The sequence below is a fragment of the Erwinia rhapontici genome, assembly GCF_020683125.1.
Classification (GTDB): Bacteria; Pseudomonadota; Gammaproteobacteria; order Enterobacterales; family Enterobacteriaceae; genus Erwinia; species Erwinia rhapontici.
Genome location: NZ_CP085627.1, coordinates 2,307,738 through 2,324,439 on the forward strand (window position 1 = coordinate 2,307,738; position 16,702 = coordinate 2,324,439).

At 55.7% G+C, this 16,702-nt stretch carries 16 protein-coding genes and 1 pseudogene; 8 read left to right on the forward strand and 9 right to left on the reverse strand.

The window, feature by feature from the left end; all coding sequences use genetic code 11:
- Nucleotides 1-96: 96 nt before the first annotated feature.
- Nucleotides 97-1,314 carry a sugar metabolism global transcriptional regulator Mlc gene (gene mlc / locus LJN55_RS10880; protein WP_227536236.1) on the forward strand — a complete coding sequence of 406 codons (1,218 nt, stop codon included), beginning with the start codon at nt 97-99 and terminating at the stop codon, nt 1,312-1,314.
- Nucleotides 1,315-1,436: 122 nt separating this feature from the next.
- Nucleotides 1,437-2,102: a dethiobiotin synthase gene (gene bioD / locus LJN55_RS10885; protein WP_200642135.1), complete on the forward strand. Its 666-nt coding sequence runs from the start codon at nt 1,437-1,439 to the stop codon at nt 2,100-2,102.
- 61 nt (nt 2,103-2,163) lie between these two features.
- Here the strand turns inward: bioD and osmV are convergent, their stop codons facing one another.
- From osmV to LJN55_RS10905, 4 genes are read right to left on the reverse strand one after another with little or no spacing between them, the layout of a single operon-like run.
- A complete protein-coding gene (gene osmV, locus LJN55_RS10890; protein ID WP_200642134.1) occupies nt 2,164-3,303 on the reverse strand; it encodes an osmoprotectant ABC transporter ATP-binding protein OsmV in 1,140 nt (379 codons plus the stop codon).
- Nucleotides 3,303-3,950, reverse strand: a complete 648-nt coding sequence (gene osmW, locus LJN55_RS10895; protein WP_227536237.1) for an osmoprotectant ABC transporter permease OsmW — start codon at nt 3,948-3,950, stop codon at nt 3,303-3,305. Before osmW ends, osmV begins: the two co-directional genes overlap by 1 nt.
- Nucleotides 3,951-3,959: 9 nt before the next feature.
- Nucleotides 3,960-4,883 (reverse strand): glycine betaine ABC transporter substrate-binding protein, encoded by a 924-nt coding sequence (locus LJN55_RS10900; RefSeq protein WP_167864623.1) that lies wholly within the window; start codon nt 4,881-4,883, stop codon nt 3,960-3,962.
- A gap of 17 nt (nt 4,884-4,900) precedes the next feature.
- Nucleotides 4,901-5,614, reverse strand: coding sequence for an ABC transporter permease (locus tag LJN55_RS10905; protein ID WP_133845130.1), 714 nt, complete (start codon nt 5,612-5,614; stop codon nt 4,901-4,903).
- Nucleotides 5,615-5,926: 312 nt separating this feature from the next.
- Between LJN55_RS10905 and LJN55_RS10910 the strand changes: the two genes are divergently transcribed.
- Nucleotides 5,927-7,384: an MDR family MFS transporter gene (locus LJN55_RS10910; protein WP_227536238.1), complete on the forward strand. Its 1,458-nt coding sequence runs from the start codon at nt 5,927-5,929 to the stop codon at nt 7,382-7,384.
- Between the two features lie 41 nt (nt 7,385-7,425).
- Here the strand turns inward: LJN55_RS10910 and LJN55_RS10915 are convergent, their stop codons facing one another.
- Both LJN55_RS10915 and LJN55_RS10920 read right to left on the reverse strand, forming a co-directional pair.
- A complete protein-coding gene (locus tag LJN55_RS10915) occupies nt 7,426-7,725 on the reverse strand; it encodes a DUF1161 domain-containing protein (RefSeq protein ID WP_407647794.1) in 300 nt (99 codons plus the stop codon).
- A gap of 50 nt (nt 7,726-7,775) precedes the next feature.
- On the reverse strand, nt 7,776-8,123 hold the full coding sequence (locus LJN55_RS10920; RefSeq protein WP_133845451.1) for a DUF1283 family protein: 348 nt from the start codon (nt 8,121-8,123) through the stop codon (nt 7,776-7,778).
- Nucleotides 8,124-8,255: 132 nt separating this feature from the next.
- Here LJN55_RS10920 and LJN55_RS10925 point away from each other — a divergent pair, with 132 nt between their 5' ends.
- Nucleotides 8,256-8,582 (forward strand): YnfA family protein, encoded by a 327-nt coding sequence (locus tag LJN55_RS10925; protein ID WP_171148566.1) that lies wholly within the window; start codon nt 8,256-8,258, stop codon nt 8,580-8,582.
- Between the two features lie 22 nt (nt 8,583-8,604).
- On the opposite strand, the gene ydfG is transcribed toward LJN55_RS10925, so the two are convergent.
- From ydfG to LJN55_RS10940, 3 genes and pseudogenes are all read right to left on the reverse strand, one after another.
- Complete coding sequence (gene ydfG / locus LJN55_RS10930; protein ID WP_133845124.1) at nt 8,605-9,351, reverse strand: bifunctional NADP-dependent 3-hydroxy acid dehydrogenase/3-hydroxypropionate dehydrogenase YdfG; 747 nt, start codon at nt 9,349-9,351, stop codon at nt 8,605-8,607.
- Nucleotides 9,352-9,512: 161 nt separating this feature from the next.
- Nucleotides 9,513-9,941, reverse strand: coding sequence for a hypothetical protein (locus tag LJN55_RS10935; protein WP_227536239.1), 429 nt, complete (start codon nt 9,939-9,941; stop codon nt 9,513-9,515).
- Between the two features lie 103 nt (nt 9,942-10,044).
- Nucleotides 10,045-10,161 (reverse strand): annotated as a pseudogene (locus tag LJN55_RS10940) (type VI secretion system tube protein Hcp); the annotation flags it as partial.
- A gap of 593 nt (nt 10,162-10,754) precedes the next feature.
- On the opposite strand from LJN55_RS10940, the gene guaD reads away from it, so the two are divergent.
- Genes guaD through xdhC form a run of 4 tightly spaced genes read left to right on the forward strand, consistent with a single transcriptional unit; the run spans nt 10,755 to nt 16,644 of the window.
- Nucleotides 10,755-12,086 carry a guanine deaminase gene (gene guaD, locus LJN55_RS10945; protein ID WP_227536240.1) on the forward strand — a complete coding sequence of 444 codons (1,332 nt, stop codon included), beginning with the start codon at nt 10,755-10,757 and terminating at the stop codon, nt 12,084-12,086.
- A complete protein-coding gene (gene xdhA, locus LJN55_RS10950) occupies nt 12,083-13,525 on the forward strand; it encodes a xanthine dehydrogenase small subunit (RefSeq protein WP_227536241.1) in 1,443 nt (480 codons plus the stop codon). Before guaD ends, xdhA begins: the two co-directional genes overlap by 4 nt.
- Nucleotides 13,515-15,878: a xanthine dehydrogenase molybdopterin binding subunit gene (gene xdhB, locus LJN55_RS10955; RefSeq protein ID WP_227536242.1), complete on the forward strand. Its 2,364-nt coding sequence runs from the start codon at nt 13,515-13,517 to the stop codon at nt 15,876-15,878. Before xdhA ends, xdhB begins: the two co-directional genes overlap by 11 nt.
- Nucleotides 15,871-16,644 (forward strand): xanthine dehydrogenase accessory protein XdhC, encoded by a 774-nt coding sequence (gene xdhC / locus LJN55_RS10960; RefSeq protein WP_133845111.1) that lies wholly within the window; start codon nt 15,871-15,873, stop codon nt 16,642-16,644. Before xdhB ends, xdhC begins: the two co-directional genes overlap by 8 nt.
- The last annotated feature ends 58 nt before the right edge of the window (nt 16,645-16,702 follow it).

Genomic DNA, 16,702 nt, shown 5'->3' on the forward strand with positions numbered 1-16,702 from the left:
GATAAGTGTTTCACCATGAGCGAAATGCTTTATTTTGAAGCGTGAAAATAACAGACAGCAGCGCCTTTTAAGACAGGTGATAAGTGGGAGTGGGGTGTGATTGCGGATAGTCAGCCTGGTCATATTGACCAGATTAAACAGACTAATGCCGGAGCGGTGTACCGACTGATTGATCGGTTTGGTCCCATCTCGCGTATAGAGCTGTCCAAAAAAGCGCAACTGGCCCCGGCCAGCATCACGAAAATTGTGCGTGAAATGTTGGAAGCGCATCTGGTGCAGGAAACGGAATTTCAGGACCCAGGCAGTCGTGGTCGTCCGGCTGTCGGACTGGTGCTGGACACCCAGGCCTGGCACTTCCTGTCTGCCCGTATCGGTAATGGCGAAATCACCCTCGCGCTGCGCGATCTCAGCAGCAAAATGGTCGTTGAAGAGCAATTCCCCCTTCCCGCAGAGGCCGATTTGCCGTTGCTGACGCGTATCGTCCAGCAAGTCGACCAGTTCTTTATTCACCACCAGCACAAACTCGAGCGTCTGACGGCCATTGCCATCACACTGCCGGGCATCATGAACAGCCAGTCAGGTATTGTTCACCGCATGCCGTTTTACGAGGTTGATGATATGCCGCTGGGCCCGGTTCTTGCCGAGCGCACCGGATTGCCAGTGTATATTCAGCATGATATCTGCGCCTGGACGATGGCAGAATCGCTGTTTGGTGCTTCACGCGATGCCAGCGATGTGCTTCAGGTGGTGATTGATCACCATGTGGGCGCCGGGGTGATTACCGGTGGGCGCTTGCTGCACGGTGGTAGCAGTTCGCTGGTTGAAATCGGTCATACCCAGGTCGATCCCTGGGGAAAACGCTGCTATTGCGGGAATCATGGCTGTCTGGAAACCGTGGCCAGCATCGACAATATGCTTGAGCTGGCAGCGCAGCGCATGCAGGCGTCGATGAGCTCGGTACTGCATAATCAGCCGTTGACCATTGATGCACTGTGTGAGGCGGCGCTGGCGGGCGATCATATTGCCTGCGATGTCATTACCGGCGTTGGTAACAGCGTAGGGCGCATTCTCGCCATCATGGTCAATCTTTTCCATCCACAAAAAATCCTGATTGGTTCCCCGCTTAATCAGGCGCAACGGATTCTCTTCCCTGCCATCGTTAACTGTATTCGCCAGCAGGCATTACCGCGCTACAGTGCCGATCTTAAGGTAGTACCTACTGAGTTTGTGAATCTTGGCACCATGCCGGGTGCCGCACTGGTGAAGGATGCGCTCTACAACGGATCCTTATTAATCAAACTGCTACAAGGCTGATAAATTCACTAAACATTGCGCTAACGCAATCCCCGACATCCGGCACTACCCTACAATTTTCGTTCATTCATCATGTTCGAAAATTATCAATGAGGCCAGGCAGTGCCTGTCGGAGTCACCCCATGTTAAAACGTTTATTTGTCACCGGCACAGATACGGAAGTCGGTAAAACCGTGGTGTCGCGCGCGTTATTACAAAAGCTGGCAACGGGCAGTAAACAGGCCGTAGGATATAAACCCGTCGCGAAAAGTAGCCAGCAAACGGAAGAAGGGCCACGCAATAAAGATGCTCTGGTTCTACAGGCATCCTCCTCAGTGCCGTTGCCTTACCACGCCATTAATCCGGTCACCTTACTGGAAGATGAAATTAGCACCAGTTGCACACCCATCAGCTATGCCGCGCTCAGTCGCGGCCTGCAAGCGCTGGATCAACATGCGGACTATATCGTGGTGGAAGGGACGGGCGGCTGGCGAAGCCTGATGAATGATCTGCGCCCGTTGTCTGACTGGGCCGTGCAGGAGCAACTTCCGGTCGTACTGGTGGTTGGCATCAAACTGGGGTGCATCAGCCACGCATTGCTGACAGCGCAGGCGGTGATTAACGATGGACTGCCGCTGTTAGGCTGGGTGGCGAATCGCATCAATCCGGGATTGGCCCATTACGCGGAGATTATTGATGTGCTGCGCGACAAAATTCCGGCACCGCTGCTTGGCGAACTGCCGTATCTGCCACGTGCGGAAAGCCGCGATCTGGCGCACTATCTTGATCTGACGCCACTGGATCTTTAACCTTCGCACACGTGGCGGGCTGACCGGAACAGAGGGTCAGCCTCTACGCCTGGATTAATGGTCACCCCGGATTCAGCACCCGCCGCGTACGCCCTGAACTGAGGTAATCTGCAATATAATCCTGCGAAATCTCCCCGCTGTAACGACCCTCTTCATCGACAATCGGCATCCATACCATATTGTGTTCGTACAGTTTCGACAGCACCACGCGCAGGTTCTCTTCAGCCCGTCCCGTCACCGTAAAGTGGTGCAACAGGTCAGCACACTGACCGCTGGCACCACGCGCCTCACGGCGCTTCACAAAGCCCAGTGGTTTACCGTCCTCGTCCACCACGGTAATCGAGCGCAGATCGTTATCATCCATGATGCCGAATGCATCAGACAGCGGCGTGGATTTACGCACGGTGAGGGTCGGTTGCTGGTCGGTCACATCACCGGCCTGCACCAGAAGCAGACGTTTTAACGTGCGGTCCTGGCCGACAAAGGAGCCGACAAACTCATTGGCGGGTTTCGCCAGCAGCTCGTCCGGGCTGGCACACTGCACGATTTTACCCTGGCCAAACACGGCAATACGGTCACCCAGCTTCAGCGCCTCATCAATATCATGACTGACCAGCATCACGGTTTTTTTCAACTGACGCTGCATATCCAGAAACTCATTCTGAATCACTTCACGGTTGATCGGGTCGACCGCACCGAAGGGTTCATCCATCAGCAGCACCGGAGGATCCGCCGCCAGCGCACGGATAACGCCAATACGCTGCTGCTGTCCGCCGGACATCTCACGCGGATAACGATGCAGGAATTTCTTCGCATCCAGCGCCATCATGCTCATCAAATCGCTGGCGCGTTCTTTACAACGCTGCTTGTCCCAGCCCAGCATCCGCGGCACCACGGTAATGTTCTCTTCGATGGTCATATTCGGGAACAGACCAATCTGCTGAATGACATAGCCAATATTACGGCGTAACGTCACGGTATCCAGCCCGCTGGTGTCTTCTCCGTTGATCAGGATCTTACCGCTGCTGGCAGGGATCAAACGGTTAATCATTTTCAGCGTGGTGGTTTTGCCGCAGCCGGAAGGGCCGAGCAGCACGCACATTTCACCCTCCGGGACGTTCAGGCTGACATTGTCCACCGCATTCACGCTGGAGCCATTTTTTTGTTTGAAGGTTTTGGTGAGATTTTCCAGTTTTATCATTATCGGATCCCCTTAGGTGTCAGTGCGACCTGCAAACGGTGCAGCAGCCAGTCAAGAATGACGGCCAGTAAACAAATCATCAGTGCGCCAGCAACCAGCATGCGGACGTCACTTCCGCTAATACCATCCAGCAGCAGCAGGCCCAGACCGCCAGCACCAATCACGGCCGCGATAGCCATCACGCCAACATTCATCACAACGGCGGTACGAATACCGCCAAAAATCACCGGTAACGCCATCGGAATTTCTACCCAGCGCAGACGTTGCCAGAAGGTCATGCCAATACCTCGTCCCGCCTCGCGCAGCCCGCCGGGCAGATTCTCCAGCGCAGTGTGGGTGTTGCGCACAATCGGCAGCAGGGAGTAGAGAAACACTGCCGTGACGGCGGGCAGCACACCAATACCCTGACCGATCAGCGAAAACAGTGGGATCATCAGACCAAACAGGGCGATAGAGGGAATGGTCAGTACAATGGTGGCCAGACCGAGTACCGGGGTGGCCAGCCACTTAAAACGCACAATCAGAATACCGACGGGGACGCCAATTACGATAGCAAAACCCACCGCCAGCGCCACCAGCCACAGATGCTGGAAGGTGAGGCTCGCCAGGTAACCGCTGTTGTCCATGATGTAATGAATCGTTTCCACCAGGCCTCCTTAAAGCATGTTATGGGATGTCAGGAAATCATGTGCCACCTGTTGCGGCGACTGATGATCGATATCCACACGTTTGTTCATTTCAGTAATCGCCTCATCGGTGATTAACGGCGACAGCTTATTCAGTGCGGCATCCAGACCCGGATGGTCCTTCAGCGCTTTTGCCGTGACCACGGGCGTTACGGCGTAGCTGGGGAAAAATCCTTTATCATCTTTCAGTACTTTCAGGTCGAAGCCTTTTACGCGGCCATCGGTGGTGTAGACCAGCCCGGCATCGACAAAACCGTCGCGAATGGCGTTATACAGCAGCCCCGGATCCATCTGGCGGATCTGCGGACGATCCAGCGGCATGTTATAGGCTTTTTGCAGCGGTTTCAGACCATCGGAGCGCCCGGCGAACTCCAGATCCAGTCCCAGCATCCAGTTGTTATCCGGGTCGGTTTGACGCACGTGCTCGAGCTTCGCCACCATCTGTGAAATCGTCTCAATATGCTCAGCTTCGGCCCGTTTGGCCGACATGGCAAAAGCATAGGTATTGTTCATCGGTGCCGGGTTAAGCCAGACCAGACCCAGCTTCGCATCCAGTTTTTTCACCGTCTGCCAGGTCTCATCGGGTGACATCCGCTGCGTGATATGGTTGAAGATAATCAGTGAGGTCCCGGTGTATTCCCAGGTCATATCAACCTGCTTATTGATCATCGCATTACGACCAATTACCGTGGCGATATTGGTTTTGGGTTCGATCTCAAAGCCCTGTTTGCGCAGATACTGCGTGGTCAGCGCAGACAAAATATGCTGCTCGGTAAAGCTTTTGGTGGTCATCACAATCGGGGCTGCCGTTGCCATGCTGCTCAGTGTCATCGAGGCAGCAAGGGCGAGGGCGGCTGCACGCAGCCAGCGGGTCAGTACAGTAGCATCAGCCATCATCCGTTCCTTATTCTTCAGGCAGTGTGTGGGCTGAGGAGACGGCCAAGGCCGGCCAGCAACAGATCGAGGATCAGGGCAAACAGCGCGGTTGCCGCGGCGCCCAGGATCAACGTCGGGAAGTCATTGAGGTAAATACCGGGAAAAATCAGCTCGCCGTAGCTACTGGCCCCAATCAAAAACGCCAGTGGGGCGGTGCCAACGTTGATGGCCATTGCCACGCGGATGCCGGACAGCATCACCGGCATAGCGTTCGGAATTTCCACCTGACGCAGGCGCTGACCTTTGGTCATGCCGATGCCATTGGCAGCCTCAAGCAGGGAGTCCGGCACTGAACACAAGCCGGAATAGGTGTTGCGCACGATGGGCAGCAGTGAGGCCAGGAACAGCGCGATGATCGCCGGGCGATCGCCAATGCCGATCACCACCATTGCCAGCGCCAGTACCGCCAGCGGGGGTAACGTATTACCGACGTTAAAAATCTGCATCACATACTCGGCCCAGCGACGGGCGCCGGGACGGCTGAGAATGATCCCGCTGGGAATACCGATTAACAGGGCAAACAGCATAGACCAGAACACCAGCGTCATGTGTTGTTGCCCGAGGTAGATCAGATCGACGCGTTTCGCCTTAATGGTCTCAATCCCCAGCCCCCAGACCAGCAGGGCGATGATCGCAGCGACAAACAGCGTCGCCAGTAAGGCACGCCGTAACAGCGTGGAATGTGGCATATCAGTGTTCTCCCTGGGGGGCAAATAAGCATTAAAAGTGTTTATCTCGTGGGCGATTATCACTTTACCCGGTAAACTTGCTTTCAAAGCTATAGCAGCGTAACGGCAGATTTGCCAAATTTCTGCCCGAAAATCAGCAGGATACTTTTTCGGCAAAACAGGCGTCAGCCGTTGATAGCGCTGGGAAAATCGTCGATGAAAAAAATTCATCGATGTTAAGTGACACCGTCACAGACGGCATAGAGCACAATCCGAAAACTGTTGTGTGGAATATCATGCACACTTTCAGGACGTACGACAGAAAGGGGATATATGACGGAACAGACTGCGACACAAGTGACACACCGTCACTGGGTGCTTATCGCTTCAATGCTGGCGATGTTTATGGCCGCCATTGAAGTCACGATTGTGGCCACCGCCATGCCAACGATTATTGCCGAGCTGGGGGGCTTCTCTCAGTTTGGCTGGGTGTTTTCAATCTACCTGCTCACTCAGGCGGTCAGCGTGCCGATCTACGGTCGTCTGGCAGATCTCTGGGGCAGAAAGCGGATGTTTTTTATCGGCACCGGGCTGTTCCTCATCGGGTCGGTGTTATGTGGGTTCGCCACCAATATGGGCTGGTTGATCCTGTTCCGCGCCTTCCAGGGGCTGGGGGCCGGGGCGATTATGCCGCTGACCTCGACGATTATTGCCGATGTCTATCCGCCGAAAGAGCGCGCGGGCGTGCAGGGCTGGCTGTCGAGCGTGTGGGGCATCGCGGCGATTGTCGGGCCGCTGACCGGGGCCTGGCTGGTGCAGCACTTTAACTGGGCGTTGATCTTCTGGGTCAATGTCCCGATTGGCATTGTGTCGATGCTGTTGCTGGCGCGGTTTTTCCCTGAGTCGAAGGAACGTAGCCCGCATCGGCTCAATCTGGCAGGCAGCGCCTGGCTGATGCTGACCGTCAGTGCATTGCTGGTGGCCCTGCTGCAGGCAGAAGCACTTGGCACCCTGTTTGTTGTTGCACTACTGGTCCTGGCCGTGCTGGCGGGTACCGCGCTACTGCGGCATGAACGTCGGGCCAGCGAACCGCTGTTTCCACTGGCGATCTGGCGCAGTCGCACACTGCTGGCGGGTAACGCGGGAAATCTGCTGATTGGTGCGGCGATGATGGGGATCAGTGCGTTTCTGCCCACCTGGATCCAGGGCGTCAATGGCGGAACGCCACTTCAGGCGGGCAGCGCACTGGCGATGATGTCGATCGGCTGGCCGCTGGCCAGTACGCTCAGCGGGCGTCTGATGCAGCGTACCTCGTACCGGTTTACCGCGCTGCTGGGTTCCGCCTTGCTGATCGTCGGCACCGCATTGTTACTGACGCTGCACCGGGAAAGCCCGGTATGGCACGCCGGGCTATTTGCTTTTGTCATTGGCACCGGCATGGGCATGACCAGCACCACTTTCCTGATCGCGGTACAGAACACGGCAGACTTTGCCATCCGGGGCATTTGCACTGCCTCGATTATGTTCAGCCGTATGCTGGGATCGGCACTGGGAACAGCGTTAATGGGCGCGGTACTGAATTACAATTTACTGCTGCGTTTGCCTGGCGATAATGATCCGGTACAGCAGGTGATGTCACACGCTCAGCGACAGCAGATTGATGCCCCCAGTCTGGAGGTGATGTTGAGTGAAATTGCGCATTCGCTGCACTGGGTGTTTGCGGTATCGACGGTGATTGCGGTAATGAGCCTGGTGATTGCGCGCTTTGTGCCGGCAGAGAAGCCACACTAGCGGTAAGGCAGGGCGGCCCTGAAGGGTCGCCCTAAAGAAGACTACTGCGCAGGGGCATCCTGAGAGGTGCCTGCACTGGCGGGAACGCTGTTGTCACCGTCGTTACCCGTACGTTTGTAGACGATTTTCTGCGTGTCATTTTCGCAATGCCCGACAACCTGTCCGCCAGCCTGATCGGCCTGGTCGTTAGGGACAATATCGAGCGTAAAACCGGAAGCCGGCACGCCATTGTTAATGATTTTCTGATTAATATCGGCTTTGACCGTTTCGCACGATGCCTGAACGGCCAGCGGCATCGCGACAATCAGCCCGGTTAACATCCACTTAAACCCTTTCATCATTTCATCCTTATTTGTGTGAAAATCCCGCTAACTATAGCAGTTAAATCCACTTATGGCGCAACCGGACGGCCGGTGCGACGGTCGAGGCAACGCAGCGTATTGGGTTCCCAATAGGCATTCACATTCAGACTATGTTCGCAGCCGTCACGGGTATCAAACGCACGGTCAGTTTTATCAAACTCTTTCTCCACGCGGGTGTTCACCTTGTTACGCAGGCTACGGGTCGCATCCCACTGCTCTTTCTGTTCGCGTGCCTGCTCGGTCGTGAGGGCATTATCGCCTTCTGAAATAATCAGACGGTCAGTACGCGCCTGAGCGCTGTGCTGAACAGAAAACAACGCGGTCAGCAGCAGCAGTGGGACTGTGGCTTTTGTCAGCCGGCTTTTCAGGGTATTCATCATCGGTTCCTTTATGTAGGCAGCCACGGCAACGGCGACTGAACAGGTCATGTGGTGTAGTATATCACCAGCTTTCAGGCCCTCACCAGTCTGCCCGATACTGCCGTTTACCATCGAGAGAGAAAAGAAAACGTGCTGACCACGATACTGCTGTTTTTTGCCACGGCATTAGCCGAAATTATCGGTTGTTTTCTCCCCTGGTTGTGGCTGAAGAAAAATGCGTCTGCCTGGCTGTTACTGCCTGCGGGCGTCAGCCTGATGGTGTTCGTTTGGTTGCTCACGCTGCATCCGGCAGCCAGCGGGCGCGTTTATGCGGCTTACGGCGGGGTTTATGTGGTCACGGCGCTGTTGTGGTTGCGTATTGTCGATGGGGTAAAACTGAGCACCTATGACTGGGTGGGTGCCGCCGTGGCGTTCTGCGGAATGTTGATTATCGTAGCAGGATGGGGACGGGCCTGAAGGCAGGCCCGAACAGCGTTGATTACGCCTTGTGCACGCGCAGGCCCGCCTGGCTCTGACCCACCGGCATCATCTCCAGCGCGCTGATATTGACATGCTTCGGCAGGGTGGCAACCCACCAGACGGCTTCGGTCACATCTTCCGGCGTCAGCGGTTCAGTACCGTCGTACACGCTGCCCGCACGGGTGTCATCACCTTTGAAACGCACGTTGGAAAACTCGGTGCCGCCGACCAGACCGGGTTCGATATCGGTCACGCGTAACGCCGTGCCGTGCAGGTCGGTACGCAGGTTGAAGCTGAACTGGCGTACAAAGGCTTTGGTGGCACCGTAAACATTCCCACCGGGATAAGGCCAGCTTCCGGCGATTGAACCGATGTTGATAATGTGGCCAACATTACGTTCTACCATCGCGGGCAGCAGGGCGCGCGTCATGTACACCAGCCCTTTATTGTTGGTGTCGATCATATCTTCCCAGTCTTCCAGGCTGGCGCGCTGCGCAGGCTCAATACCGAGCGCCAGCCCGGCGTTGTTGACCAGAATATCAATGTTGCGCCACTCAGCAGGCAGGCTGGCGATGGCGGCATCAATGCCCGCGCGGTCGCGCACATCCAGTACCAGCGTATAAATACTCTCACCAAACTCCTGTTGTAGGGCGTCGAGACGCTCCTGACGGCGACCGGTCGCAATGACTTTATGGCCCTGGGCGATAAAGCGGCGGGTAATGCTTTGACCAAAACCGGCGGTGGCGCCGGTAACAAATACGATCATCTCACTGTTCCTCAACACATTTTGGATTTTTATCACCTTACCATCTGATGGCCGAGGTGATAAGAAGCGAATTGTTATGATGAATGAGAAAGAATGGATAACACCCCCGGGCAATAAAAACTGCACAAATTTTACGCACTCCTGGCTGCTTCTATGCATGATCAGAACTGTGGTGAGTTATCGACTTGCACCATCACCACATTAATTTTTGAAACTGAACTAACAGTGACAGTTTCAGCAGGATCACTGCCTTTCCAGCAATATCCCTCCACTGAACAGAAATTTTGCTTAATGTAGCCAAGAGATGCCAGATAAGCGTTAACCCTACTGGCATCAGCTGTATTGTAAAACGTAACCGAATAGACAAGTGATCCGGGACCCGCCACGTTATAAAAATCAAACTCATAGCGGTCAGATATTCTTGGTATTTTTTTCAGGATGTCCGGGGTGTAAAATTCATATTCCCGCTTATCTTGTTCAGTGTAGTGTGCACTACCCGCCAGCTCTATTTTTATCGTTGGCCAGCAGTAAAAAAACACGCCTGCTATCACAACGATAATGAACAGTGTTGTTTTAAGTGAGCTTTTCATACAATTAAATCCTTTCTCTTGCCATCTTGTATGAAAGAGCCATCCATGGTTGCAATAGCAACGTTTCCTGATTTCCAGTCATTGTAGGGTTTTATGGCCTGCATGAAGATGGTTGCGTAGCACCCCAGCTGAATGATTCTATCTGTATCCATCCCTGATGGCGGGCATCTCTTGATTCACCTGTGACACCATCAATTTTTAAGAAAATGTCCTTACTCATATCGTTCTCCCTTAGTTATATATTATGTGGACCTTACCTTAAAAAGGGAACTATGGGAAGCGGGCGTAAATGTTGGATTGAATATTAAAAGTGCAACGGAAAGTGCTAAAATAAAACCACTAGTTTCTGAATAAAAGTACTTTTTTCTTATTATTTTTTAAAATTGTTTTTTTTAATATCAGGTTGATATAATAATTTCTACCCATGTAATTATATAGATATTTTTTGTCATCCTTTTGGTGTTATTTGTCCAGGCCGGTATATCTCTGTGTTTCTATAAAAATTGTCACAAGGCATATTGCACCGTCAGCGCGCAACGGCGGGAGATTCTGCGTTAGCGCGGTGCAACGCCATCAGGATGATGAGGTAAAACCGGATAAAAGCTGGGTAAGCAATCGGTTGCTTTTCAGGCAACCGATTGCGTGGGCATTTTCCGAAAAAGAGAAGATAACGCGCAATTAAAATATATAACTAATTGTTTTTTAATGTTAATTAACAGGGGTTCTTTCATGGCATAACTCTTGCATTATTGCTTTCATCTGCCAGCCCGCCATGACGCACCATGAGCAGGCCGCTTAATGAAAGGAATTGTTATGTCTCAGAATGCAACCCAGGCTATCCGCGCCAGTTTTTTTGATATCACCCACACGGTGGACCATCCGCAGCAGTTGCCGGAGGCCGCTCGCTATATTGCCGACGGGCTGCTCTTGCTCAACCAGGGCGTTATCGTCGGGTTGTCAGACTGGGAAGAGGGGCAGCACCGGCTGACGCCGGAGGTGGATCTGCTGGACTGCCGTGGTCGGTTAATTGTTCCGGGTTTTATCGATACGCATATCCACTACCCGCAAACCGAAATGATCGGCGCATTTGGTGAACAGCTGCTGGAGTGGTTAAATCAGTACACGTTCCCGGTTGAAAGCCAGTATCACTGTCCGCAGCATGCGGCACGCATGTCGGCATTTTTCCTGCAACAGCTGCTGAGTAACGGCACCACCACAGCGCTGGTGTTTGGCACCGTCCATCCACAGTCGGTGGATGCGCTGTTTACCGCGGCATCTGCCCTCGAAATGCGGCTGATTGCGGGCAAAGTGATGATGGACCGTAATGGTCCGGATGCGCTGATGGAGACGCCGGAGCAGAGCTACCAACAGACCCGTGAACTGATTGAGCGCTGGCATAATAAAGGGCGCCTGAGCTATGCCCTGACACCGCGCTTTGCCCCGACCTCATCGCCCGAACTGCTGGCGAAAGTGCAGCAGCTGCGTCATGAGTTCCCGGATACCTGGGTACACACGCACCTCAGCGAAAACCCGCAGGAGATCGCCTGGGTAAAAACACTTTTCCCGCAGCATAACGGCTACCTGGATGTGTATCACCAGTATCAGTTGACCGGGAAGCGCAGTCTGTTTGCGCACTGCCTGCATCTGGACCGACACGAATGGGACTGCCTCCACCACACCGATTCTGCCGTCGCATTCTGCCCGACCTCCAATCTGTTTCTGGGCAGCGGCCTGTTTGACCTGAAAACCTGCTGGCATAAAGGGGTGAAGATGGGTATTGGTACGGATGTCGGCGCGGGCACGACCTTTAACATGCTGCAAACAATGGGAGAAGCTTACAAAGTGGGGCAGCTCCAGCGCTATACACTTTCAGCCTGTGAAGCCTTCTACCATGCCACGCTGGGCGGGGCGAAAGCGCTGGATCTCGATGATCGTATTGGCAACTTTATGCCCGGAAAAGAGGCCGATTTTGTGATCCTCGACCCGGCAGTCTCCCCCCTGCAACAGATGCGCCACGCCAACAGCCGTGATATCTGGGAGAAACTGTTTGTACTGATGACGCTGGGTGACGATCGCAATATCGCCGCCACCTGGGTCAATGGTCGCTGCGTCTGGCAGCGTGAAGAGAAGGAGCAGGCCGCATGATCCAGTTTTTAGTTAACCAGCGCCTGGTCAGCGAGCAGGACCTTGACCCCAATACCACGATCCTGAACTACCTGCGCCAGAACCAGCGGCGTTGCGGCACCAAAGAGGGGTGTGCCTCCGGGGATTGCGGTGCCTGCACCGTCACGCTGGGCCATGTGGATCAAGGGAAAATGCGCTATCAGACGGTGAACAGCTGTCTGACGTTTGTCAGCCATTTACAGGGAAAACAGCTGATCAGCGTGGAAGATCTGCGCCAGCCGGAGGGCCTGCATGGCGTACAGCAGGCGATGGTGGACTGCCACGCTTCACAGTGTGGTTTCTGCACGCCGGGCTTTGTGATGTCGATTTTCACCCTGCAAAAAAACGGCGGCGGTCATCACCAGCAGATTGAACAGGCGCTGGCCGGCAATCTTTGCCGCTGCACTGGCTACCGTCCGATTGTCGATGCCGCCCGCCAGGCCTGCGCGCTGGCACAGCAGGACAGCTTTGATCGGCAGGAAGCGGCGACTGTGGCGCAGTTGCTGACGCTGCAAACCCCGGAGATGCAGGAAATTAACCACCGGGGCAACCGCTGCCTGCTGCCGAAAACAGTGAAGCAGCTGTCCGATGCGCTGCTAGCCCATCCGCAGGCGAAACTGCTGGCCGGGGGAACTGACCTGGCGCTGCAGGTGACCCAGCGCGGCGAAGCGTTACCGCTGTTGGTCGCCCTTGATCAGATCGATGAGCTGAAGCACTGCACGCTCAGTGACGATGAGATGGTGCTGGGCGCCGGGACGTCCCTGAGCGACTGCTGGCAATGGCTGGAGGAGGGTATCCCCGCGCTGACGCAGATTCTGGCGCGTTTTGCCTCGCAGCAGATCCGCAACCTCGGCACGCTGGGGGGGAATATTGGCAACGCCTCGCCGATTGGCGATATGCCGCCTATGCTGCTGGCGCTGGATGCATCGCTGATTTTGCAACAGGGCGACAGCCAGCGCCGTCTGCCGTTAGACGACTTCTTCCTCAGTTACCGTAAAACGGCGCTGCGTGAGGGCGAATTTATCCGCGCTGTGGTGATACCACGGGCCATGATCGCGCAGCATTTCCGCGCCTGGAAAGTGTCTAAACGGCGGGAGGATGATATTTCCGCTGTGTTTGCCGCCTTCACGCTGGCGACGGATGACGCGGGCCGCATCAGCAGCGTGCGCATCGCGTTTGGCGGGATGGCCGAAATACCACGCCGTGCCCATCACTGTGAGCAACAACTGTTGGGACAAATGCTGACGACGACCGCGGTAGAAAGCGCCTGTCGTGCACTGGAACAGGATTTTCAGCCGCTGAGCGATTTTCGTGCCAGCGCTGCGTATCGCCTGCAACTGGCGAAAAACCTGCTGCGGCGTTATCACGCCACGCTGAGTGGTGAACTGACCGTGACGGAGGTATCAGACTATGTCTTATAAACCCCCGGCGTTAAGCCCGGACGCGCTGGCCCGCCAGTTTCAACAGCACAATGCGGGGGGCGTGGGTAAAAGCACGCGACATGACAGCGCGGCGATGCACGTCGCCGGAGAAGCCCTCTACATTGACGACCGTCTGGAAATGCCGGGCATGTTGCATCTCTCACCGCGCCTGAGCGAACATGCCCATGCGCGTATTCTCAGCATCGACGTTGAACCGTGCTACCGCGTACTCGGCGTGGTGCAGGTGCTGACCTGGGAAAACGTTCCCGGTGAGCTGGATATTGGTCCGCTGGAGCCGGGCGATCCGCTGATGGCGAAAGCGATCGTGGAATACGTCGGGCAGATGGTGTTGGTGGTGGCCGCAGAAAGTGAGGAGGCGGCGCGTCAGGCGGCCGCGCTGGCGGTGATTGAATATCAGCCGCTGACCCCGTTGCTGGACGTGAAGCAGGCGCTGGAGCAGGGCAGTTTTGTCCAGCAGCCGCATGTTCACCAGCGCGGGGATGCTGATGCAGCGCTGGAGAAGGCACCCCATCGCCTGAAGGGCGAGTTTCATATTGGCGGCCAGGAGCATTTCTATCTGGAAACCCAGGTGGCGCTGGTGGTGCCGGGCGAAGATCGCGCGTTGCAGGTTTACTCCTCTACCCAGAACCCCACCGAAGTGCAGAAGCTGGTGGCATCGGTGATGGGGCTGACGATGAATAAAGTGACCATCGATATGCGCCGCATGGGAGGCGGTTTCGGCGGTAAAGAAACGCAGGCGGCAGGCGTCGCCTGCCTCTGTGCACTGGCGGCACGTCTGACCGGAAGGCCTGCTAAAATGCGTCTGTCGCGGCGTGACGATATGCTGACGACCGGAAAACGGCATCCGTTTTTCGTGCGCTATGACGTGGGTGTGGAGGCTGACGGGCGTTTCAGCGGGGTGAAGATCGACCTGGCGGGGAACTGTGGCTACTCGCTGGATCTGTCTGGTTCGATCGTCGATCGCGCCATGTTCCACGCCGACAACGCCTACTATCTCGGTGATGCGCTGATCACCGGCTACCGCTGCCGCACGAACACCGCGTCCAATACCGCCTATCGCGGTTTTGGCGGCCCGCAGGGCATGGTGGCGATTGAGCAGATCATGGATCATATCGCCCGTGAGCTGGGCCTTGACCCGCTGGAGGTGCGCAAACGTAACTACTACGGCAAACAGACGCGCAACGTCACCCACTATTATCAGACGGTCGAGGATAATCTGCTTGATGAGATCACCGCACAGCTGGAACAGAGCGCGGACTATGCCGCACGCCGTGCGCAGATCACCGCCTTTAATGCTGCCAGCCCGGTGATGAAACGCGGCCTGGCCCTGACACCCGTGAAGTTTGGCATCTCCTTTACTTCCAGCTTTCTCAACCAGGCGGGAGCACTGATCCTGATTTACACCGATGGTACGGTACAGTTGAATCATGGCGGCACCGAAATGGGCCAGGGGCTGAACACCAAAGTGGCGCAGATTGTCGCTGAGGTGCTGCAAATCGATATTAACAGCATTCAGATCACCGCTACCGATACCGGGAAAGTGCCTAACACCTCGCCCACGGCGGCCTCCAGTGGCACAGATCTTAACGGTAAGGCGGCGCAGAATGCGGCTGAAATACTTCGTGAAAGACTGGTCAGCATGCTGTGTAAGCTGCATGACTGTCGCGCAGAACAGGTAACGTTCAGCAACGGCATTGTTCACGTCGGCGATAAATACTTTACCTTTGCCGATGTCGCCCAACTGGCATGGCTGAATCAGGTTCCGCTTTCGGCCACCGGCTACTACCGTGTGCCGGGCATCCACTACAACCGCCTGGCCGGGCGGGGGCAGCCGTTTTATTACTTTGCCTATGGTGCGGCCTGTGCCGAAGTGCTGATTGACAGCCTGACCGGGGAATACCGCCTGCTGCGTGCCGATATTCTGCATGACGTGGGGGCTTCGCTGAACCCGGCCATTGATATCGGTCAGGTAGAGGGCGGTTTCGTACAGGGTATGGGCTGGCTGACCAGCGAAGAGCTGGTGTGGAACGACAAAGGTCATCTGCTGACCGATGGCCCGGCCAGCTACAAAATTCCTGCGATTGGCGACGTGCCGCACGATCTGCGGGTGACGCTGGTCGAAAATCGCAAAAATCCGCAGGACACCGTGTTCCATTCTAAAGCGGTGGGAGAACCGCCGTTTATGCTGGGGATCGCCGTCTGGTGCGCCTTGCAGGATGCGGTGTCCAGCGTGGGCGGTTACCGCCAGCATCCGCTGCTGGATGCACCCGCCACGCCAGAGCGCGTGTTCTGGGGCGCGGAGAAACAGCGTTCAGGAGGTGAAGATGCGTAGCGATGACTGGATTACTGTTCTGGCAAACCTGCGCGATCGTGCAGAGCCCTGTGTGCTGCTGACGGTACTGGATGATAAAGGGTCTGTCCCACGCGATCGCGGCAGTAAAATGGTGGTGACCGCCGATAAAACCTGGCTGACCATCGGCGGCGGCCATCTTGAGTTTCAGTCGGTTGCCATTGCACGCGAGATGCTGCTTGCCGGGCAGACGCAGGCGCGCTACGAGCAGTTTAACCTCGGGGCGCGTCTTGGGCAGTGCTGTGGCGGCATCAGCAGCGTGCTGTTCGAACCGCTGATCCAGGCGCAGCCGCAGATAGCGGTCTTCGGTGCCGGGCATGTTGGTCAGGCACTGGTGACGTTACTGGCAACGTTACCCTGTCACGTTCACTGGGTGGATGAACGGGCGGAACAGTTTACCCAGGTGCCACCCGGCGTCACCGTTTGCTGCCTTGAAGACCCGACAGAGCAGGTAAAACGTATGCCTGCGGGCAGCTACTACGTGGTGATGACCCATCATCATCCACGCGATCTTGAACTCTGTGAAGCGATCCTCCGCCGTGATGATGTCGCTTATTTCGGCATGATCGGCTCAGACACCAAACGCCAGCGCTTTGACTATCGGCTGGAGGGCAAAGGCTTCAGCCGTGACCAGCTCAATCGTCTGCGCTGCCCGATTGGCTTGCCGGATGTGAAAGGTAAACTCCCTGCGGAAATCGCGGTGGCCGTGGCGGCGGAGATTATTGCCTGCTATCAACGACGGGAATGATTTTGCGCCACGGCGCGCGGGCGATTATGCTGGAGGTTCAGCCAAAGGGAATGGGAGC

What these genes read in the sequence shown, in the direction of transcription:
- bioD (WP_200642135.1), top strand. Translation starts at nt 1,437, where the DNA reads ATGTTAAAACGTTTATTTGTCACCGGCACAGATACGGAAGTCGGTAAA.
- osmV (WP_200642134.1), bottom strand. Translation starts at nt 3,303, where the DNA reads ATGATAAAACTGGAAAATCTCACCAAAACCTTCAAACAAAAAAATGGC.
- LJN55_RS10900 (WP_167864623.1), bottom strand. Translation starts at nt 4,883, where the DNA reads ATGGCTGATGCTACTGTACTGACCCGCTGGCTGCGTGCAGCCGCCCTC.
- LJN55_RS10905 (WP_133845130.1), bottom strand. Translation starts at nt 5,614, where the DNA reads ATGCCACATTCCACGCTGTTACGGCGTGCCTTACTGGCGACGCTGTTT.
- LJN55_RS10910 (WP_227536238.1), top strand. Translation starts at nt 5,927, where the DNA reads ATGACGGAACAGACTGCGACACAAGTGACACACCGTCACTGGGTGCTT.
- LJN55_RS10915 (WP_407647794.1), bottom strand. Translation starts at nt 7,725, where the DNA reads ATGATGAAAGGGTTTAAGTGGATGTTAACCGGGCTGATTGTCGCGATG.
- LJN55_RS10920 (WP_133845451.1), bottom strand. Translation starts at nt 8,123, where the DNA reads ATGAATACCCTGAAAAGCCGGCTGACAAAAGCCACAGTCCCACTGCTG.
- ydfG (WP_133845124.1), bottom strand. Translation starts at nt 9,351, where the DNA reads ATGATCGTATTTGTTACCGGCGCCACCGCCGGTTTTGGTCAAAGCATT.
- LJN55_RS10935 (WP_227536239.1), bottom strand. Translation starts at nt 9,941, where the DNA reads ATGAAAAGCTCACTTAAAACAACACTGTTCATTATCGTTGTGATAGCA.
- guaD (WP_227536240.1), top strand. Translation starts at nt 10,755, where the DNA reads ATGTCTCAGAATGCAACCCAGGCTATCCGCGCCAGTTTTTTTGATATC.
- xdhA (WP_227536241.1), top strand. Translation starts at nt 12,083, where the DNA reads ATGATCCAGTTTTTAGTTAACCAGCGCCTGGTCAGCGAGCAGGACCTT.
- xdhB (WP_227536242.1), top strand. Translation starts at nt 13,515, where the DNA reads ATGTCTTATAAACCCCCGGCGTTAAGCCCGGACGCGCTGGCCCGCCAG.
- xdhC (WP_133845111.1), top strand. Translation starts at nt 15,871, where the DNA reads ATGCGTAGCGATGACTGGATTACTGTTCTGGCAAACCTGCGCGATCGT.